General features: G+C 39.1%; 10 protein-coding genes. All 10 read right to left on the reverse strand.

The features are described 5' to 3' along the window. Nucleotides 1-111: 111 nt before the first annotated feature. Entirely contained in the window at nt 112-1569 is a 1458-nt protein-coding gene (locus tag I6E40_RS06825) for a hypothetical protein (protein ID WP_235386292.1), read from the reverse strand. Between the two features lie 5 nt (nt 1570-1574). After that, nucleotides 1575-4355 carry a calcium-translocating P-type ATPase, PMCA-type gene (locus I6E40_RS06830; protein ID WP_235386293.1) on the reverse strand — a complete coding sequence of 927 codons (2781 nt, stop codon included), beginning with the start codon at nt 4353-4355 and terminating at the stop codon, nt 1575-1577. A 65-nt stretch (nt 4356-4420) separates the two neighbouring features. Beyond that, complete coding sequence (locus I6E40_RS06835) at nt 4421-5794, reverse strand: hypothetical protein (protein WP_235386294.1); 1374 nt, start codon at nt 5792-5794, stop codon at nt 4421-4423. A 3-nt stretch (nt 5795-5797) separates the two neighbouring features. Then, entirely contained in the window at nt 5798-6121 is a 324-nt protein-coding gene (locus tag I6E40_RS06840; RefSeq protein ID WP_235386295.1) for a DMT family transporter, read from the reverse strand. Continuing rightward, complete coding sequence (locus I6E40_RS06845; RefSeq protein WP_235386296.1) at nt 6118-10134, reverse strand: formylglycine-generating enzyme family protein; 4017 nt, start codon at nt 10132-10134, stop codon at nt 6118-6120. The genes I6E40_RS06840 and I6E40_RS06845 overlap by 4 nt, the downstream gene beginning before the upstream one ends. Further along, complete coding sequence (locus I6E40_RS06850; RefSeq protein ID WP_235386297.1) at nt 10124-10663, reverse strand: GNAT family N-acetyltransferase; 540 nt, start codon at nt 10661-10663, stop codon at nt 10124-10126. The genes I6E40_RS06845 and I6E40_RS06850 overlap by 11 nt, the downstream gene beginning before the upstream one ends. Nucleotides 10664-10669: 6 nt before the next feature. Next, nucleotides 10670-11944: a M48 family metallopeptidase gene (locus I6E40_RS06855; protein WP_235386298.1), complete on the reverse strand. Its 1275-nt coding sequence runs from the start codon at nt 11942-11944 to the stop codon at nt 10670-10672. 8 nt (nt 11945-11952) lie between these two features. Further along, nucleotides 11953-15825, reverse strand: coding sequence for a C1 family peptidase (locus I6E40_RS06860; RefSeq protein WP_235386299.1), 3873 nt, complete (start codon nt 15823-15825; stop codon nt 11953-11955). A 3-nt stretch (nt 15826-15828) separates the two neighbouring features. Then, nucleotides 15829-19032: a tubulin-like doman-containing protein gene (locus I6E40_RS06865; protein ID WP_235386300.1), complete on the reverse strand. Its 3204-nt coding sequence runs from the start codon at nt 19030-19032 to the stop codon at nt 15829-15831. A 12-nt stretch (nt 19033-19044) separates the two neighbouring features. Beyond that, nucleotides 19045-21186 (reverse strand): VWA domain-containing protein, encoded by a 2142-nt coding sequence (locus I6E40_RS06870; protein ID WP_235386301.1) that lies wholly within the window; start codon nt 21184-21186, stop codon nt 19045-19047. Nucleotides 21187-21188: the final 2 nt, after the last annotated feature.

Raw genomic sequence — 21188 nt, forward strand, 5'->3', positions numbered from 1 at the left:
TGGCTTTTTTTGCCTGCAAAGTACGAAAGCGCGAAGAATTTGAACAAGACGGTTGATTTCGGATGGTTACAATGTACTCACTCCCTGATTTTGACTATTTCTTGGATGAACTTACATGAAAGTTCCCCAATCGGGATGTTCTTTTATGGGTACTCCATTGACTGATACTCTGTCAGGTGAGACAATGGTAGTGATGTAATCACCAGTACCAATCTGGATTTCTCCAATCAGTCTGCTGCCAACGACATCCTCAATAGCATTCCTTATTTCAGATATTCTATTCACTACGTTAGGATAGAGGGGACTGCGATGTGTTATCGTTTGACAATTGGACAGATGTGAGCAAATCCATTCATATTGTTCTTGAAGCCTATCTTGTTCTTCAGCATTCAGAGTGTTGAAGACCTTTTTCATAGGCAATCCTTTCTTGTCACCAAAGAAAGATCTGCACAATATCATAATATAGATGGCCGTCTTGCCCATAGCCAGTGGCAACTTGTAGTCATTGATAAACACAGCACGTAGATTCGTGCTTATATTGATGTTGTACTGTTGTGGATTGTTTTTTGCCAACGCCACCATCCTAAAGAAGGCTTTATGAATGCCATGGTACAACAACTTATCCTTCGCAGGATTAAAATCAATGTGGAAGTTAAAGGTTACAAACTTATTGAAGTCATGTATCAAATCTCCCACTACGTTGACCACCTTTTCCTCTCCAATATTGATTTTTAAGAAGTTGGCATTTGTCTCATAGACAAGCCCCTTATCAGATATATTCTTGCCAATGACACTCGAACGGCCAAGCATCACCATCAAAGAGGGACGGGCACAAATGATGTCAAAGCCCAGCTTTTCATTCAAGTAGTCTTTAACGAAACTCTTGGTGTCCATCTGCATGATGTTGTTATAGACATCCTCCACCTTGTCTTCTGGTATATCGGGGAAGATATACATAGACATAGCTTTGAACATCTCCAATCCCTTTTTCTTATATTGTTCTACAATCTTAGGGATATAGATAAATTGGAAGCCGATGCTTGCGAGCAAATTGACAATCAAGTCGTAGTTTTGCTCTACTTCAAGGCTTTTGCTGCTTGCATTGTTGTCAACATACAACACAAAGCGTTTACCTATGAAGATGTCAGTAAGTTTGAATGACTGAATATCATATTGGGTGTATGTCGCATTGTTCTTTTTGAGGAAATAGTCTATTGCCAACAGTAAGATAGCCTCCGCTGGAGCACAGAAGCCATCACTGCTTGCAGTCTCACTGACAATGTTTGCTGCCTTTTCTGCTTGTCTTCGCCGTTGGTCGGCATGAACTTTTCTGATGACTTCATTGTCGTTGTTGTCATCCGAGGGTTGCGTCAACAATTTGATTGCCTTTGCAAACGTCAGTTCTTGTGCCTGGTGGAAGAGAATACGGTTGTTCTCCTCACCAAACAGTTTGGCAAACTTGACCACTTCTTCATCGTCGATAATCTTGTCTGCCATAATAAGGTCATAGACTATGCGAGCCAAAGCTATGCGCTGGTCTTTCCCCAAATCTTTAATGCGACTGTCCATATCTTCTATGTTTTAATTCTGTTTATTATAAATCTTTTAATATCTGCAATGATGAGCACTGGCGATGTGATTAGCAGTAGCCATCCCCAGTCTCTTATAGAAAGAGGAGACACACTAAACATTTCTCTCCCAAAAGTGACAATAATTATTTGTCCCACCAAAATCACCAATGCAATATATATAAAACTTGGGCTAAAAGATGTCTTCACTTCCTCGTCCTTCTTGAACACTCCGCATATATCCTGTATCAAACTGCGAGAGGTCTTGAAATACTTCGCATTAAACAGATTCCAGAATTGCAGGAGTACAAAGAAGGTGAAGAACACACTCAACTCATACGGACTTAGATGTTGCTTTGTCTTGCTGAGGTCGAAAATACCTGTGGCAAACAGGGTTAACTTTTCGCTATTAAACAATTCAGAAACCTCATGTATGTCACAATGCCATAATAACTGCCACATGCCGACTAAGATTACAAAGAACAATATTCCGACTCCGACAATCTGTGTCCCCATACCTTTATTTATTATATGGTTGTTGGGGTCACGAGGCTTGTCATTCAACACACGTTTGTTTGCAGGCAATGAAGATAGAGCCATTGCGGCAAATGTGTCCATGATAAGGTTCACCCAAAGCATCTGTGTCACATTCAGAGGTGAGTCAAGGCCTGTAAATGCGCCTATCAGCACAATAAGACATGCACAGATGTTGATAGTCATTTGGAAGAGGATGAACCTTTGTATATTCAGATACAAAGAGCGTCCCCAAATAATGGCCCTTACGATACTACCGAAGGAGTTGTCCAAAATAGTAATATCGCTTGCCTCCTTGGCTCTTGATGTACCATCGCCCATAGAGAGACCAACCTGTGCCTTGCTGAGAGCCGGAGCATCATTTGTTCCGTCACCCGTAACAGCGACAACTTGGTTCTGTTTCTGAAGCAAAGTCACCAATCTGGCTTTGTCATCAGGACGGGCACGCGAAATAATCTTAAAGTCCGGATTGGCTATCAATTTCATTGCTTCCTCATCCGACATCTTCTCGAAGACATCACCAGTCACCGTTTGCTGTTTCTCGTTTCTCTCCAAAAGTCCAATCTGCCTGCCTATCTCATTAGCAGTGCCTTGGGTGTCACCTGTCAAAATAATCACTCTGACCCCAGCCTTCTGCGTACATTCTGTTATGGCATCCTTCACCTCGTCACGCACGGGATCGGCTATGCCTACAATACCGTCAAATGTCAAGGGACTCCAATTTCCATTGCTCTCATATTGTGAAGCAAAAGCCAATGTACGCATTGCTTTGTCCTGATATTCTGACAATTTTTCGAGGACATGATTCTTGTCTGTATTACCGGCAATTACATCACACATTTCTAGAACAATCTCTGGCGCACCTTTCACATATCTGACATGACGCTCTTCTTTGGCAAGTTCTACACCAGTCTTGGCTTCAAACTCCATCTTCATATATTTCTTCTCTGTCGAGAATGGCTCACCATGACCAATCTCATATAGGTGACGCTGTTCTTCATAGTTGAGGCCTTTTGTCTTCTGCCAAGCCAACAATGCGCCTTCTGTCGGATTGCCCAATGGCTTTTCCTTTCCATTGTCATCAAGCGATATTTCTGCCGTTGAGTTAATGGCAATGTTCCTTTGAATCCTTTTCTCAGCATCCTCTCCATAGAAATCATAATCTACAACCGTCATCTTGTTTTGGGTCAAAGTGCCTGTCTTGTCGGTACAGATAACAGTCGTTGCTCCCATCGTCTCACACGCGTGGAGCTTTCTGACAAGGTTGTTCTCTTTCAGCATCCTTCTCATGCTGAGAGCAAGACTGACAGTAACACTCATGGGCAATCCTTCAGGAACGGCTACCACAATCAAGGTAACGGCAAGCATGATTGAACCGAGAGCAAACTCGGCTATCTCTAACCATGAATGGTTGTTTGCTGCATTTCCGTCAAAGAAGAAGAAATAGACCATTCTTCCGATGACAATCAGGATGGCAATAATGAAACTGAGCTTGGAAATCATGCTGCCCAGTTTGTCCAACTGCTGGTTGAGCGGTGTCTCCACTTCTCTTCCTTCTTGGGTTTTGGCTACGCCCTTTCCCTCGATAGTGTCCATACCTATTTTATCCACATGGAATATGGCGGTACCACCAATGACGGTAGAACCTCGAAGTACCATATTGGTGGGGAAGGTCGTTTCTTTTGCAAACTCCTCCTCGTAGGCTGATTTTCGTGCGTATGGTTCTCCTGTGAAGTTCGACTCATCCACGATGAAGGAATTAGTCTCGTCCAAATATCCGTCGGCAGGTATCTCGTCACCGTTCTCCAAATATACATAATCTCCTATGCAGACATCATGTTTCTTGACTTCCCTTATCCTTATCTTCTCTTTCCCGTTTTCCATAAAGCGACGGAACACCTTGATAGGCCTTCTATCCTTTACAGTATTCAGAACTTCAAACTCCCTTTCCGCCTTTACTTCAAAGATGAATCCTACTCCTGTAGCCAACAGCAAGGCAGACAATATACCGATAGGGTCGAATAGGATGTTCTTGCCTTGCCCCATATAGAAGACTTCATACAGGGAGACTATCACTGAAAAAAAGAATACCACCAATAATACAATTATCAGTGGGTCCTTAAATTTTTCTAGATAGGCTTTCCACAAGGATTCTCTCTCTGGGGGCGGTATCAGATTCTTACCCTTCCCATTAGTTACTTGTTCAGAATTGTCATAAAGACACTGATGTAAAAATGATCTTCTTTTTCGCATTCTATTTTCAATTTTCTATTTCTTTGAATGCAAAATTACAATACTCATGTCATAATAGACGAAAATTACAACGTTGGAAACGAGGATTCCCCTTTGGGAAGAATGAAAGTCACATACTCTTTTGGGGCTTTTATCCTATAGAAAGACATCAAACCACATTTTACGTGCTCAGGAATGAACATTTCCGCATTTGCCAATCCCGACATCACCTTGATTCTTGTCTTGATATGATGGGTTTGCGTTCTGTCTTTATATTTATTCACGATATTGCCTTTCCCTATATAGCTGTAAATATTATTGTATTCACCTAACAACTTTTTCTTTTCTGCCTTTGGAATATGCTCACGCCAGTCGAGTCCGTTACCTTCCAACGATTTCCGAACTATCATCATATATAAGGCGGCCTCTTGGGGATTGAGTTTTAGTATGAATCTCTCATCACAATCCATAGACTCAAAGTAGACCTTTGCCGTATGCGCAGAGAAATCAAATACAAGCCGGCAATCTTTTTTCTCTTTGCCGTATGCAATCAAGTCAAAGAGCGAACGATGAAAGCCAAAATATAGAAACTTGTTGCTTCTGGACCGTCTCTTTGCCACAATATCGGCATTGATCATTTCTCTATAGGTGTTAACCAACCGATGTATGGTGTTCATCACATCATCGGTCAACTCAATCTGTAGGAAATTGCTGAATCTCGTCCGTTCTGCATCATCATCGCCAAAGGGATCGATAATGTCCGACTCATTTATTTTTATGAGTAATGAGGGTTTGGAATCTATAAGGTTTACACCAATCTTCTTGTATAACAAGTCTCTGCAAAAGCGTGAGGTACTAAGAGTGCACAGACTATAGCAAATCTCATCTATGCGAAGAGTAGATGCAGATGGTATCATGTATTTCACCACCTTATGCAGATATTTCTTACCCAACGCCCTAAAATCATCTACAACACTGGGTATATAGATGAAGTCAAAGCCTGCATTGGCAAACTCATCCTCAATCTGTTTTAGTTGGTTGCGAATGGCAGCATCTATATCTGTTCCTTCTGTGTTTTCTACATATACGGCGGTCATGTTCTCCATGTTGATACCCTCAGACGGCACAGAAAAGACATTAGCATTTTTAGTCAAAGCCATGATAACGCAATATATTAAGACTGCTTCCAACGGCACACACGTTCCATCTGACAAAGAGAGGCGTTTCAAGGTCTCTACAAGTTCTTCTCTTGTCTCTCCATCCAGTTCTTTGAGAATAGACATGGCTTTCGCAAAATCCATCCTCTTGGCTTCTACAAGCATGGATTCACTGATGTTGAAACCATCCTTAGAGATTGTCTCCTCAAAGAAGTCCATCTCTTTTTCTTCTACGATAAAGTCAGCCTCAATGAGGTCTGACAATATGCGAGCCAAGGCGATTCTTTGTACTCTTTCCAACATCTGTTATCTGCTACAAACCTCCATACCCACAATACCAACAAGTATCAGAAGGGCAAAGAACATCTTCAATGCGGAGAATGTATCTCCGAAGAGCCATATCCCTATCACAAAAGTCCCTATGGCACCAATCCCTGTCCATACGATATAGGCGGTACCAATTGGAATGGTCTTTTGTGCAAAATAGAACAGAACTCCACTCAACAACATGCTCAATGAGCCAAGAGCGATATACAACCCGAATTTCTCAGGATGCAGGCTCGACATCTTGAAGCCTACTGGCCATCCAATCTCAAAGAATGCAGCCAATATGAGTATCAACCAATTCATTCTTGCTTAAACTTATTCAGTTCCTCCGCATAACAACTATCTAAAGCCAAACGGAAACCTAAGTCATCGTCTGTATCTGTATCAATCCAGAAATTCACGCTCGTATTTCTACAACTTTTGGCATCAAATCTGAAGCTACCACCTCTAAATGTGTGGGCTGCGTAAGATTCATCCTTGCATACAGGGTCCGTTATATATCCCTTAGTCCTGTACTCATCCTGTTTGCCTTGGCTTGCAATATCTCCCTTACCTTCAATGCAATCATTATAGAAATCGGTCTGATAAAAGTCCTCACACCATTCCCAGATATTGCCAGACATGTCATAAACGCCAAGTTCATTAGGCATCCTGTCTTTTACTCCTGCAGTAGCTGAATGAATATATAAATCTAAATCCATTGCATCATCCGTACCGCTGTACATGGAGTACTTATGACCTTCCCCTGACAGATAAGTATATGCTGCTAACCGTTTCTCGTCAACTGTCATGCTTTCGTTATCGAATATCTTTGATAACTCCTTACATATTTCAGTTTTATGTCCACCTTTGGCAACGTATTCCCATTCTGCTTCTGTCGGAAGTCTGAATTTTAACTTTGTCAGTTCTTCCAGCTTAGGCAGGAATTGGTATTTTATCATATCCCAACTGATATTGGTTTGTGGCTTATTGTCTCCTAAGTTATCACTTGGGTTCATTTTTGCCTCAATACCCATTACGGCATTCCATAATTTTTGAGTTACAGGTGTCGCTGAGATATAGAACTTATTGATTTTCACGAAATGATGGGGAGTCTCTTCTTCGTCTGCATTCTCGTCTATCCAACTTTCCGGGAAAAGCGGGTTCTTGTACTTGCCAATTGTATCGTCGTTCTCAGTTCCCATAAGGAAATAACCAGTCTCCACAGGTATCATCCCCATGAGCTTAACAATATCATTTGCAGACATTGTCTTTGATTCAACAATTGGTTTGGTTGCTACCTTATCTAATAAATCTACAATCTTCCGCTCTTTGTCAGCTTCAATATTACGCATGTCAAATCGCCATACCATTCTGAAACCAATATCATCAGATTTTAGAATTGGCTTCCAGAATGAATACCAATAGTTGCCTTTTATGTCGCTATGTAGCTTACGGAAACGCCAACTACCACCGCAGAAGAAATAGCAACTGGGATTATCCTCAGGGGACTCTTTTGTCCATTCCCATACATTACCCATCATATTATATACACCCAAGCTGTTTCTCTGCAAGTCTTTGTTGCCGTCAACCAGCCATGGTCCTTTTCTGTCTTTTTTCCCTTCTTTCCCTTTGTTTATTCGGAAAGCATCCTCAATGCGTGTTTTCTCAGTTATTTCTTCCGCTGTGCATCTCGCCACATATTCCCATTCTTCTTTAGTAGGCAAATCAAAACGGAGTCCTGTCATCTTTCTGAGAACCTTCAGGAAATCTTCAATGTCATTTTTAGAAACATTGATAACAGGTAGATTGCTACCAACATATTTCTTCTCTTTTAGACTTTCGTCATCCTGTCCTTTGTCAGTTCCATTATCCTGTGCAGGATTATTGCCCATGATGCTTTCCCATTGTTGCTGAGAGACAGCAGTTTCCATCATCCAAAATTTCTTGACGCCGTTTTCGATTAGTTTGAAAGCGAAATGGTTGCCGGCATCACCTTTGGAAATGACAAAATCGCCAAGCAACTTGCCAGCTATGGAGTGGCGGGACTTTTCGTCAGCCAGTCTCATAACATTTATCCACTCTCTGTATTTCAATAGCTGTGGTATATAGCAAACTACATCAATGTCATTATAGTGTACACCTGGATCTATCTCATTCAATGTAGTGTTTGAGCAAATATCCAGATGAGCACGGCTTTTCTTTTTTCTGAACTTCTTTTCTTTCTTGCGTTTTTTCTCATCCAAGTCCTTATTCGTAAATAGCAACCATTCAGCTTCAACATTATCCAATGGCCTAAAATTCATGGTAACTCTTTCAGTTAGCCATCGGGTATGTTCAGCCTTTGCCATTAGTTCCAAATTGTTCCCTTTTCTCAATTCGGATGTAAAGTCACTAATGTCATCTATAGTTGTTCCCAATGAACGTAACTTCATGGGAATACTATCCACCATATCTATATTGGAAAGTTTATCGACAATGCCCTGCTGGTTCCACAGATTGTTAATTTTTCGTGCGAAATCAAAATCTATTTCTTCGTATGAGCTTATATCTTCTATTTCCTGGTATTGATATGTTACCTGCTGATTATCGCCATGATTTCTAATTCCAATCTTATTGTTAGCATAAAGGAAATGAAGAATCTTGGCCATAGAGTTATCAAATGCATCTTCCGTATAGCTTCCTTCTATCATACCAAACGGGCGAAGCTTTTCATAACGCTTCCATACTTTTTCTCCATCAGCCACTTTGTTGGCCAAGTCAAAGCAGTTCTGTTGATAAACCAATATCTGCAATGCCCTGCGATATACCATCTCAGGCAGATATAATGCTGCAGCTATTGAACGCTGTGGGTGATTGAAGCATATTGCAACTGTCGTAATCTTGTTTTTGTCCTGTGCAACATCTACCAAATACTTCCTGATTTCATCAGAAGCCACATTGCCTTGAATAAACTCCCACTCAATGTCCATGAAGTTCCCATTTTCACCAAGATGTTTATATCTGCCGTCGCCATTTTGATTCAAAGGGTCATACCATTCTTTCTTGCCACAAACATCTTTGCCAATCTCAACCACTCTATAACGACACAAATCAAACATTGTGGCAAATCTTCCTCTAAAGTATTCACCTTCTTTCTTTGCCTGATCGTCAATGAAGGTAATTGTTGTTCTTAGATTCTTGTCTCTATGAGCATTGGGGAAATGGGCAAGCAAAGCCGTTTGGACTCCAAGGGCTGTACCCATTTGGTTCATGCCTACTATAACAATATGAATCGTTTTGTCATCATCGGCTTTTATTCCATCGTATGAATCGATTGGTATATAATTCTGAACCTTAACCTCGCCTTTTTTGCCCACTGGTACTATAGCAAAGTTATCAACAAGAATTTTCTTAGCCCAAATTGCATGTATATTGAATGGGAGGAATTCGACATTCTTGTCCAAGCTTTTGTATATGTGTGTTGACTTGAAAGCCGTAAATGTACTTTGATATTCAAGGCTTACATGAACCTTCTTCTTGTCTTTTAATATGACATGCTTAAAGTATTCGGAAATGTTCTCCAAACAGCTGATATTGAATACATCGTGATCTTCTTCATTGTCAGCATGTACATCTTCACCCAAGATATAGATTTCTTTTGCTTTCTCTAAATGCAGAGCCTCTATGTCTTCGCGAGATGTTCGCTCTGCAAAATAAAATACAAGTCTATCTTCTTCACTCTTATCAAGGTCAAGGTCGAGCCTCATTCGCATTTTCTCAACATCCTGCCTTGTTTGTATCAATATATATTTGACATCTTTTCGTTTAAGCGAGAGTTTGACAATATTTGCCGTCTGTTCATTGCATCCGATGATAACCACATAATCCTTAAAACAACGGTTGTAATGTATCATGCCTTGTTTCCATTTTAGAGAACGACGAGACAGATAATTAACGATAGAAGAAACCAACAGACCTGACAAGCATACGATGCCAGATACGGCACTAATAAAGGCTATTATCCGCCCTTTTTCATACGCAGATGGCAAATTGCCTGGGTCTGTAAATTGACTGATTACCGCCCACCAATGTTCTATAGCTTCTTTTTCCTGACCATCATCACGCCAATGTACGATTTTGTCACTGTTAAAAAACTCTCCTACAAGGCATAATGATAATGCAAAACAGCAAACAAATGCAGAAATGATTGCAACCATCACCAATGGTTTATTACCATACATCCATCTGTCTTTCTCAACAGGCTTGAAAATCCATATATAGGCAAAGAATAATAAGCCAATGGTACCAATAGACTCAATAATCAGAGAGGGGTCAAAGAGTATTTTACTTAACATATCTCATTCTATAATAATCGTGACCAAAAAATTCCATTTCACCAAATCGTTCAAAGCCCATAGTTTGGTAGTATGCCTCCAGCTTGGGCTTATCCTTGTCCACTAAGAGGGATGAATAGGCGCAGCCTAATCTCTTGCCCTTCTCGATGGCATATTCTATCAGCATCCTGCCGATACCCATACCTCTATATTCTGGACGGATGGCCATTGAGTCAAGATAGAACTCACCATCACGCGCTTCGGCTTCCACCTTACTCAAATAGTCTTTGTCCATATCGTCCCAAAGACTATCCCATGTACGATGCCTCAGTTGATGGTATCTCCGTCCATCATAAGCTATAAGGCTTCCGACAGCCACACCATCTACAAGGGCAACGATGGAGTTTTTCCAAGAGTACATGGTACTTTCATCCGAACAGGAGTCGATGAACTTCTTCATTTCATCCGTCTCCATGTCCAACGCAGTCAAGACAGTCCATGCTACTATCTCAACGTCCTCTATTTTAGCGTCTCTTATTTCTATGTTCATTACAAATCAACAAATTGCATCCAAACTCGGCACATAGCTTTGCTGGATGGATTCCGCAATGGCATTGGCAACTTCGATTTTGCTCAGCCCAATGCTTTCACCAAAATTATATAGCAGTTCTACTTCGTCCTTGGCTATAATTTTGTCTGACATGACAATAGCTATCATATAGCGAAGCATTCCGTCCCTCATACCCGGATTTATGCGAAGCAGGTTGGTCACCGCATCATTGAATGTCTCCATCACGTCGCCCTTGGCTATCTCGTCCAAGAACTGTCGAGGGAATATCTTCAACGATGCCAACTGAGAGATAATAAGGTCTATCTCATCTTTCGCAATGTTGTCATCCGCATTCGCAACAATAAGACCGGCGGAAGCGATGAATTTTGCCGTATATTCGTCCTGCTCGCAGTCGCCCACTTTCAGTAAGATGGCTATCAGTTCTTCCATGCCCTTATCCAAATTCTCTTTCGATTCCGACTTGGCAAACAGGTTGAGGGCTTGTACACGGATTGGATTGACCGGGTGTGAAGCTCTACTCATGCCTTTGTCTTTCAGGAAGTACTCCAACCTGCGGTTATTGTCTGCAAGCAATGCTTCAATGCTCACATTCATCTTCACCAAGTCAAGACCGGAAGCCATCTTGAAGAATGCGGTCACGCATACATCGAGGCTCTCCACTGCCATATAGCCATAGCGGTCAGCCACCAATTCCGCCAACTGCTCATGCAACCTTATCTTGTATTGCAAGGTTACAGGCACTTCCGCATTAGGTGGAAACACAAACTGAATCAGACGCGCCAATGCTGTATCTTTATTGAGAAGGTGTCCAAGCTCGTGCCCAACAACAAATCGCAGCTCATCGGTCGTCATCAAATCGAAGAGGGCCGAGTTGATGTTTACAATATGTGGCTCTCCTTCGCTTTCTGCAGCAACAGAAAACGCATTCACTGATGAATCACCTGTGATGTAGAAGTCAACTTTATCTTTTACACCCAACTTCTCTTTCACTTCATGGCACAGTTGGTAGAAGTCGGGGAGTAGCTCCTTCTCGACCTTCAGACTGTGTCCTTCCATATTGCTTCGCCAATAGGCATCGCTACTTGATGAGGTCTTTATCTCACGCAGCACCTCCTCTACAATGTTGCCTTGCAGGGCATTGTATATCTGTTCACCAATCTGTCGCTCTAACTCTATGGAGAGAGGGTGGCTGTTATCTGTTGTCTCGTCCTTGGAGGACTTGAACCAATTCCAAAGACTGCTTTTGCTGTTATTATTCATTTTGTCATTTATTCTTTAATTTCAAAGTATCTAAGTATTCCCTTCATTCCATGCCACTCGCCAGGTGTAAGGTCTAAAGGCTCATAGTCGTTGATGTAATGAACTACCCCATCTGCTTTCAAACTGGTAGGCAACATAGTGTATTCTTCAAACTGCTCTGTTGCATTCTGAAGTTTATTCAGCACATCATTCCAGAATATATAAGCATGTATTTCAACATATCTCGTGAATTGACTTTTTCCTTTCCAAGTCGTGAAATGACTCAATCCTGCGGGGTTGAAAGTGATAGCTTTTGCACCTAAATGCAAGGCGCAATATGCAGCTTCGCCTCCACCTTGTGAATGACCGACAAAGGCAATTGAGTAATTCGGGAATTTCGTCTGAAGCATCTTTCCGTATTCCAAAGCCTTATCATATTGAGATGACATTCCAAAGGCTTGGGTTATGTTATTTGCCCAGTCTTTTAGATTTCTTGTTCCAGCAAAGGCACATATTGCATTTTTAGAATCTAAGGTATAAAACGTTGCTTTTAATCCTGTCTTCTTGTCATCAATTTCATCAAGGATTTTACAATTTGATGGCAATATATTGTTGGAGTAACTGCCATATACATGTGCTGCTAATCTCACGCAAGTCTCGATATACTTATCCTTTTTTGCAGATTCGCCCTTTGAACACAAAAGATTCTCTCTCGCTTTCGCTTTTTCTTTTGCTTCTCGAAATACAATAAAGTCATCCACATTGTATTTCTCCATGTGAAGGAAACACATTCTAAGATTATCACTAATAGGCAACAATCTTATTCCGTCGCATTCTTTAGCAACACGAAGTGGCATATCCTCAACATTACAGAAGAAATATTTTGTTTCATCCCCAAATCCAGTTGGTACGTCTCCATGTATTTGGGCCATCACTGAACTACGGTTGATTTGAGTATAGAAACTATCATATATACGATTGTTCAAATGGTCTGAAATTCTTAGATTCATTTCCTCCGAAATTCGATTGATAATCTTAGCATTCAAGTCACTTGACATTTCGTATAAGCCAATATCACCATGTATAATTTTTGAAATGGTATCTGACAAATCTGAAATCAAGTTAGTAATACCTGAAGTCTTTAATTTCGCGACTATGTCATCTAATGGTATTATTTGCTTGATTTCTTCAATTGCCTTAGCATCTTCTTTGTCTTGCTTTTCTATGCGTAGAGTTTGATCTTTATAATAGTCACTAAGATTTCTCCTGCGTATGCTTTCACCTACACAATCTTTATTGATGTTCTTTAGACCATTAAGAATTGCAAGACGAATTCTGTATTTGCGCTTCTCGTCGTCAGCATAATGGTCAAGGCTTTCAAGCTCACTCTCAATACGTTTCTTCTCATCATTGTAAGAGTGGTCTGCATTATCCTTCTTAAAGAAATTAAAGAAGTTTTTCTTCTGTTGCTGTGGTTTTGCTTGTTCTGCATCGATGACAATCTGTTTCAGCCTTTCCTCTAATTCTGCTCGTTGTTGATCTGTTTTCTCTTTTAGGTCCTTAAGAGTTAACTCAACGTTAGAATAATCACCAATCTTATTGAATAGTCTGATGTATTCTTGACGTAGATTGTCAAGGCGATTACGATTGGAATCCAACTTATGGCTGGTTTCCAAAAGCATATTTTTGTAGATAGAGTATTGAGCATTAACATCTTTACCATCGAGTATGGAATCCACGGCAGGTAATTGTCCTGCTTCAAACCCTTCTATATTCAATCCCGTTACAACATATGCTTGATTAATAGCATTTGGTGTCCTAAAATACTCGTACGGCAAATAACAGTAGCCATTATCCCCGAATGCCGTTCCCCATGAGTTCCTGACAATAAAGAATCCCTCTCTATCTGTATATCCACAGATAACCATCGCATGATTCTTCGTTTCATCTTCAAGTTCCTTGTCGGTAGGTGTTCTCAACACGCCATTGGCATTTGTCAAGTAAGTATCAAACGCTCTCGCTGAAATGACAACAGGAAACCCCTGCGCCAAAGCAGATTTCACATCATTGACATTTATTCCTACGTTCTTAGCTTCTGTTATTTTTCTTCCAGTTGCTTCCGTATAGGCTTCTTCTGATGGTTTTTCATTATATACATCGGGATTATATGGGCATAGCTCCTCAATACACACGCCGTTATCGCGTATAGATTGAATTATGTCGTGGAAATTGGTGCCTTCGTCTTCATCTGTTGCATGATTTATATCTCTTGCATTATAGTAAACGAAAGCCTCACTCAAATCTGTTTTTTTCTTCAGTATCTTCGATAAGAAATACTCTATAACCGAAACTAAGCTAAAGGCAGAACAAGCCCCTTGATTACCCTGATTCCGAATGGTAGAGAAGTCGTTCCGCAAATCTACGGAAGGGGGTAAGATAAGGTCTTTAGGTGCTTCGTAATTTGCATCTAAAGGCACATCTTGGCATTTGTATGGTTTGAAAACCTCATTACCTATTTTGAAACCTTCTTCTGTAATCTCCCCATTTGCGGGATAGTCGTTATCGATCTTTGATTGAAGGTCTCTAATGGTGTTTTCTAACTCTGAAATTCTTTCATTTGTTTCTGTCAGTTCCTTTGAACATCTTTTCAGCCGATGATATGCATCTAACAGATTAGCATCACCATCTAACTGTTCGAGCATCATTTCCTCCAACTGCCAGATAGCATCATCAAACTCTTTGCTCTCAAAATTTGTGTCAACTTTTATATCTGAGAATAAAGAGTAAAGATATTGCTGCTCCGATACATTGAGGTTAAATGATGATATATTGCTTTCAATAATGTTCTTCAGTTTTGCTTTGACCTCCTTAGAAAACAGGTCATCATACTCTGATTGTGAAGCCAAACCAGATGCAAGTGAATCCTTATAATCACTTATCAGTTTCACCTCTTCTTCGAGGATTTTCTTATATGCATCTTTTACTTTCTCTTTATCGATGGAATTGTCATCAATCACATGGTCATTTGCAACACCACTGAAAAGATTTCTAAAAATGTGATTAACGGCAATATACAAGTCTATAACCCTTGACTGTATGTTGATTGCGTAAATAGGTCTTGCTCCCTTATAGTTGAGAGACTTTTCTTCTTTGTCATTCCATGCAAATGTGTCCCATGAGTAGTGGCATATTGTATCGTAGTATTGCACCATTGCCAAAGAAAGATTGGCACAAATATCTATCAGTTTCTTTGTTGTGAATTTTTGTGACCAACCACTTATATTGTAATTCTGGAAAATGAAAACGTTACGAAGAGTTGGAATTAATGAGTTATTCTCAAAGTAAGTACGTCTGGTTATTTCCTGAATATTTCGCAGCATAGATGCATTACATGACTCCTTATCTGTATCAGTCGGAAGCATTTTACATGACCATGCCACATCGTAGGTAATTCCTATTACATTGACAACGAATTTGTGTCCAACAGGAAGATTATCTATAATATAGTGTATATGTTTATATATCCCAGTTTCGTATAACGGAACATAGAATACAATATGCATCTCAGGATCAATATCCTTTTCCTCTACAATTTTATCAGAATACTCCCTTTCAAAAAACTCTTCAATGTCATTTTCGTCTTTCAATGATTGACAGGAGTTTTTCGTCATCCATCGCAAAGGGATTCCATTGAATATTTCTAATGCAAAAAGCGAAGTATCAGCAACTGGACAGTTTTTCTCAGGTCGCTTCACTTCGATAACGCTATCATCAGAAAAATCAAACAGAAGAGGATTGATATAATCTGCTGAACTACTACCATACTTTTTGGCATATTCGCAAACCCGTAGGAGAATATCTCCTACAGGCTTACTAAATGCTATTTGAAGAGTATACTTCATTGTTTAATCAATGTTTGTTGAAGATTTCAACTTATTGCAATACTCCGATAAACTATTTCCGTCACAATTAGAAAGTGTTTCATTGAGAGACTTGGTCTTCATTTCTTCTGCATACTCAAGAGCACGTTTGTCTAGTCGTGTCATCTCTCTATCAAGTATAATAAAGTCTTCATCTTCCTTTTCCAACTTACTAATGTCACCGCTATACTGACTTAGTTTAGGACTGCCCTTAATCCCCGTTCCAAGATAATCACATGAGACAATTTGGTACGCGTTCTTTTTAGGGTTCTCAACAGGATAGAAAGGATTCTTTACGTCATCTTCATAAGTTTTCCACTCCTTGATTAATTCGCCACAATAACGCTGGAACGTATTGTATGCTTCAGTACGAGTTTTACCTAACACTAAGACATGATTTCTACAATCAAGCTGATCAGAAAGACGTTCACCGCATTTCTCTGAGTCTATGCAATAGGTCTCATCATCGCCACTGCCACGTACAACAATCTTCTGGTATAGTATAAAATTCAGCCAATAATCAAGAACCTTATCATCTTCAACAGTATCCATTGGTTTGAGTGCACATACTTTGTTTTCAAGTAAAGAACGTAAGGTCTCGTGCGAGAATGGCGTGTAGGTACGCTTAGTTTTTTTCAGTTCTTCATAACATCCTTCAAGAGTGTGACCTCCTTCGGTACTTTCGCATACTCCATCCACAAAATATGCGGGAACAGCGCTGTCAACACGATAAACTATAGCTTTGTGATCCCAACCGGGAACATGAACGAGGTTTATCTTTGCATCTAATGTGTTTTGTTCAATTAACAGTTTCAATAATCCACCAACTGAAGCAGTCTTAGAATTCTCATCGCCTTCTCTTGGCTTTTCTGCCACATTTGCCTCAGGACAGTCCGTCATAATATACCAAAAATGATCCACCTTTACTTGCTCTCCATAGCCATGAGCGTCAACCTGCATAGTTGGAGAGGAAAGATCTATTAATCGATCAATCTTTTGCTGGCACTCGGTTCTTTCAACTTTTACATGTCCATCTTTAGCAAGAGTGTTAATCTCATCTATTCCTGCAGCCAAATATTTTTGTAACGAACCTGACTTTGTCATCAACAATCTGCTTATTGCAGTAAAGATGTCATCTGGAGATGTAAGCCTTCTTCCGTTCTTATCCTCGGCTAGAGTTTTAAGATCTGAATACTTAATTCGGAAGCCTCCCTCAATATCAACCATCTGTACCTCAACACGATTTACCTTCCTCTCTGTATCCTCAGAGTGACCTTCTGATGTTGTTTTCTTTGAAACGCCAGCGGAATGTCCACTTCTAAGAATCATCTTCCAATTATTCACTTCAGCAATTTTATCAGTAGAATAATTGAAACAATCTTGTAAAACGTCTATTGTTAATTGATCTCTTTCGGCTAACAATTTGTTCTCAATGGCATTAACCTGTTCAGAATGAATCTTGTCAAGAGAATAACCATGCGCAGGTTGAGGAGTTGCCGGAATTTGTTGAGGTGTATTCTTGTTTGTTCCAGGAATAGGAATACCTAAGAAAGTTCTTCGCTGAACAGGAACTGGAGTCGAAGGCTGTTGAACAGAAATAGATGTCATGGTTGTAATTTCTGTATCTGCTTTCAGGACATTTTTCTTATGTACTTCTTTTTCTTCTCCGATTGCGTTAAGCGAGGCTTCAAGCTTTTCCTGTATTTTTTCAATGATTCTTCTAACCATATCTAATGTTAAGCCTGTTCCTTGTCCGGTATAACCTTTTACAAGTTCATTTCTTGAGTCAGAATCATTGTCAATAAGATTAATCAAGAGAGATGTTAGTTCTTTCTTGAACTGTGAAACAATATCGTCTTTTACATTATTTACATTTCTACCTTTTTTATCAAATACAATTTTCTCAAGAGTAAACGTAATATCATCAGAAGTCGCTGTGTTGCTACCAAGCTTTTTGATTCCATCAACACATGCCATATGTAGAGATTCTAAATCAATGAATTTACTAAGTATTGGATCTTTGTCATCTTTTCCGCGAGATTCATCATATTTATATGACATAAAATCTGTTGCAATAGACTCAATGACAGAAGTCTCCAACTCTTTTTCTGAATCAGTCCTCCCTTCAATTGAATTAAGACATGCATTAATAACTTTAGGATTATCATTGTCTAATTTGTTAAAGTACAATTCTGCTAATCCCATACCAGAGACCCACGCAAATTTATCACTAACGTCAAACTGACCTTCCATTATCTTTTGACGTACATTATCTACAGTACCTGTGTGGGCTGAAATAATATTGGTTGCAGCAAGATGCATTGCGTCTGCAGTGTTTTCTCGTAGACGGTCAATTTCGTTATATGAAAATTCTACAGAATCTGCAGTTGGGAAACTTGTGTGCTTATCAATGTAGTACACCTCCTCAAATGGGCGATTACTTTGTTCCATGTGTTGGTTCTCTGATGGGCCAAAGTTGAAAGAGATATTTTTATGTCTCTTTTCGTCTCTTCCGAAATGCATCATGTAATCCAATTCACAAAGAGCCGCATAAGCATTCTGCATAACTGAGTATTTAGCACTATTCTCTACTTTCTTTGAGAAATTAGTCGCAGAATAGATGTATGCTGTTAACTCGCTATGTTTGATAGCTGCTCTCAAAATAGTAGCAATAGGAAGGAAAGTGCCACTGCCAGTACCACCAGCAATAGAGAATACCAAACGCACCTCTATTTTAGGGTCCTTTTCAAGAGTGCTAACTTTTACATCAATATCCTCAAGTTCATCAGCCCTTTCTCTAAAAATACGCATCAGTTTATTTGAATACTGATTCTCAATTACAGCGAAATGGCCATTTGAACGAATCTGTCCCGCACCTCTCTCAAGTGCTAAAAGTGAGTGTGCATTTTGCTTTGGAATAAACTCATGTGTTGCAGAACCCTTATCATGTGTATAACGCTGGTATGGTTCTCTAACAGCAATGCAAATTTTCTCGCTACTATCAAAATCTCTAAAATTTGATAGTTCTGTCGCGTTTGTGTCTATTAGCAAGAACTTAATTTGCTTGGGAACCTTTCCCTTATTAGCATCTTGAATTCTTTTTTTGAGGATTCTTAGTGTCTTTGCACCAGCTCCTCCGAGACCTACGAACAATGTGCGTTTGTAACGCTTTCCTTGTACATGTTCCATAAAGAAGATATATTAATGATTGAATATGTTGATTGAAAATTTTATGACTTGATGTAAGAAAGTTCTGTGGATTGCATGTAATGGACTATTTCCAAACACACAAACAGAGTTATTGGTTTTTTCTATAATAACATTAGGGGTTATTGGATTCGTTGGAGTTATTGTATGAATTGGCAATGTTATTGACTGTGGATTTATGAATGTGGCATTTTCTGTTTGAAAATTAATAGTTATGTTTATGTCTTCCTTGGTTAAAGTTCCAGAAGGCTTAATAACAAGATGATTAATTGGGTAATTAGCAAAAGTGCCATTTATAAAAATCGAGTCACCATTCCAAATTCGATCCCACCAACCTTGTGATTTTGGAATATATGGAGTATTGCAATTCTGGTTTATGATAACGATTTCCTTTATATAAGAATTATTGAGCAACTCTGTTAATATGGTATCAGATCCACCTGGCGCAACTATTTGCTGTTCTTTAAAATTGCATCCTAAGATTTGAATGTTTTGAGCATTACCTATAGGAGTAAAGACAGCTCTTCCCTCAGTTGGAAATCGAAGAGAGAATGTTCTATGATGCCATATTATATATAAGAAAATAAGAAGTAAGCATAGCAGAGCAAACAATATCCATAGAAATTTCACAAAGAGAGGATTCCAATGATTGTCAATATCCACCTCCCATTGCATTATATTGTAAGACGAAACATTATCTAATTTTTGTCCACATGCAAAGTCCAAAGATTTATTATCAACGAGACGTAAGTAACCAGATATTGATCCTTCCTTATACAACTCAGGGTCAAACGTAATTATATAATCTCCAATAAAAGAATCTTTTTGGATTAAAATGTCTTCTAAGATATTCCCATTAATATCTGTTATTCGTATAGATTTATTATCAAATAGCTTATTGTTCTTGTCTACGAAAACCAATCTTGCAATAGAATTTCTATCAATTGCATCTTTATTAAGGTTAAATTTAAGTCTCACCTTGACTGGAACTATTGAATCGCCAGAAATAGTCTTCCCAAATAGTTTCCAAGATTCGTAATATTCAATGTCTCCTAAATCATTAATATAATCTTTATTGACCTCAATGTCTTTCTTCTTTTTAATCAAACAAATGTTGAGAGATCTAGAAAAATTATTGATACAATTTAATTTAATCGAAGAGTTCAAAAGGAAAAGTAGGTTATCTCTTTCAAAATCTTCGTCAATCGAGCAAATAACCTCTAACGGCTGTTGAAAAGGTTCCTTTGCTAAATCATAATTACTAATCTTTATCTGAATTGTACTATCGTTAAATACAGTATGAGACAGATTGAAATGATTCTTTGATTGGAATTTTAAGTTTCCAATAAACTGTAAAGCTCTTTTGGTGTTTGAAGATATATTGATATTAAATGATTGGGTTTCTCTAATATTTATCGTATCAACCGAACAGTTAAACGAGATGAATTTAAAGTTAAAATCGTGCTTATTAGTTCTTCTAAGACGACCTTTTGATTTCTGATCATCTATAATACGGTCCATTCTTTTTTTTGCTGCTTTCTCGTTATCATCCACGGGAGGGCGTAATTCTACAACAAATCCATAACTATTATTGCCAGTAGACTCATGCCATTTTCGTAAGTGCCCTTCAAAATCGTCTGGTGTTTCATGTATTCCATCGGTTATAAGAATCATAACATTTTTAACATTATTATTACCCCCAATATTACTATTGATAAAATCCATCAATGGTTTGTCAAGATTTGTAAGGGTCTCATATCCAGCAGGTAGTCCTTCACCAGGCTCTTTAAGGGAATCAACAAACCTGCATAGCTTTTCTTTTCCCATTTCATCAGCTTTAGTAAAAGGGCAAACTGAAAAAACTCCAGATTTTTGCTCTGGACTATTTGATGAACCTCTTTTATGAGCATCTGCAAAGACGCATATCTTTACTTCAGTATTTTCACTGTCTTCGATCAAATTGATTGCATCTTTTAAGCAATCTTTACTTTCTTCCCACAGATTAGGTCCTGTACGAGGCTTCATTGACTGGGTTGCATCCAAATAGAATGTTAATCTAACTTTAGGAAAAGAATTTGCACGTATAGTTGATAAACATGATACCAATATGCAAAATAAAAAAACTAGTTTTTTCATAT

The sequence above is a fragment of the Prevotellamassilia timonensis genome (assembly GCF_021531665.1).
GTDB lineage: Bacteria > Bacteroidota > Bacteroidia > Bacteroidales > Bacteroidaceae > Alloprevotella.

Coding starts and splice junctions, on each gene's coding strand:
- I6E40_RS06825 (WP_235386292.1), bottom strand. CDS start 1,569: ATGGACAGTCGCATTAAAGATTTGGGGAAAGACCAGCGCATAGCTTTG.
- I6E40_RS06830 (WP_235386293.1), bottom strand. CDS start 4,355: ATGCGAAAAAGAAGATCATTTTTACATCAGTGTCTTTATGACAATTCT.
- I6E40_RS06835 (WP_235386294.1), bottom strand. CDS start 5,794: ATGTTGGAAAGAGTACAAAGAATCGCCTTGGCTCGCATATTGTCAGAC.
- I6E40_RS06840 (WP_235386295.1), bottom strand. CDS start 6,121: ATGAATTGGTTGATACTCATATTGGCTGCATTCTTTGAGATTGGATGG.
- I6E40_RS06845 (WP_235386296.1), bottom strand. CDS start 10,134: ATGTTAAGTAAAATACTCTTTGACCCCTCTCTGATTATTGAGTCTATT.
- I6E40_RS06850 (WP_235386297.1), bottom strand. CDS start 10,663: ATGAACATAGAAATAAGAGACGCTAAAATAGAGGACGTTGAGATAGTA.
- I6E40_RS06855 (WP_235386298.1), bottom strand. CDS start 11,944: ATGAATAATAACAGCAAAAGCAGTCTTTGGAATTGGTTCAAGTCCTCC.
- I6E40_RS06860 (WP_235386299.1), bottom strand. CDS start 15,825: ATGAAGTATACTCTTCAAATAGCATTTAGTAAGCCTGTAGGAGATATT.
- I6E40_RS06865 (WP_235386300.1), bottom strand. CDS start 19,032: ATGGAACATGTACAAGGAAAGCGTTACAAACGCACATTGTTCGTAGGT.
- I6E40_RS06870 (WP_235386301.1), bottom strand. CDS start 21,186: ATGAAAAAACTAGTTTTTTTATTTTGCATATTGGTATCATGTTTATCA.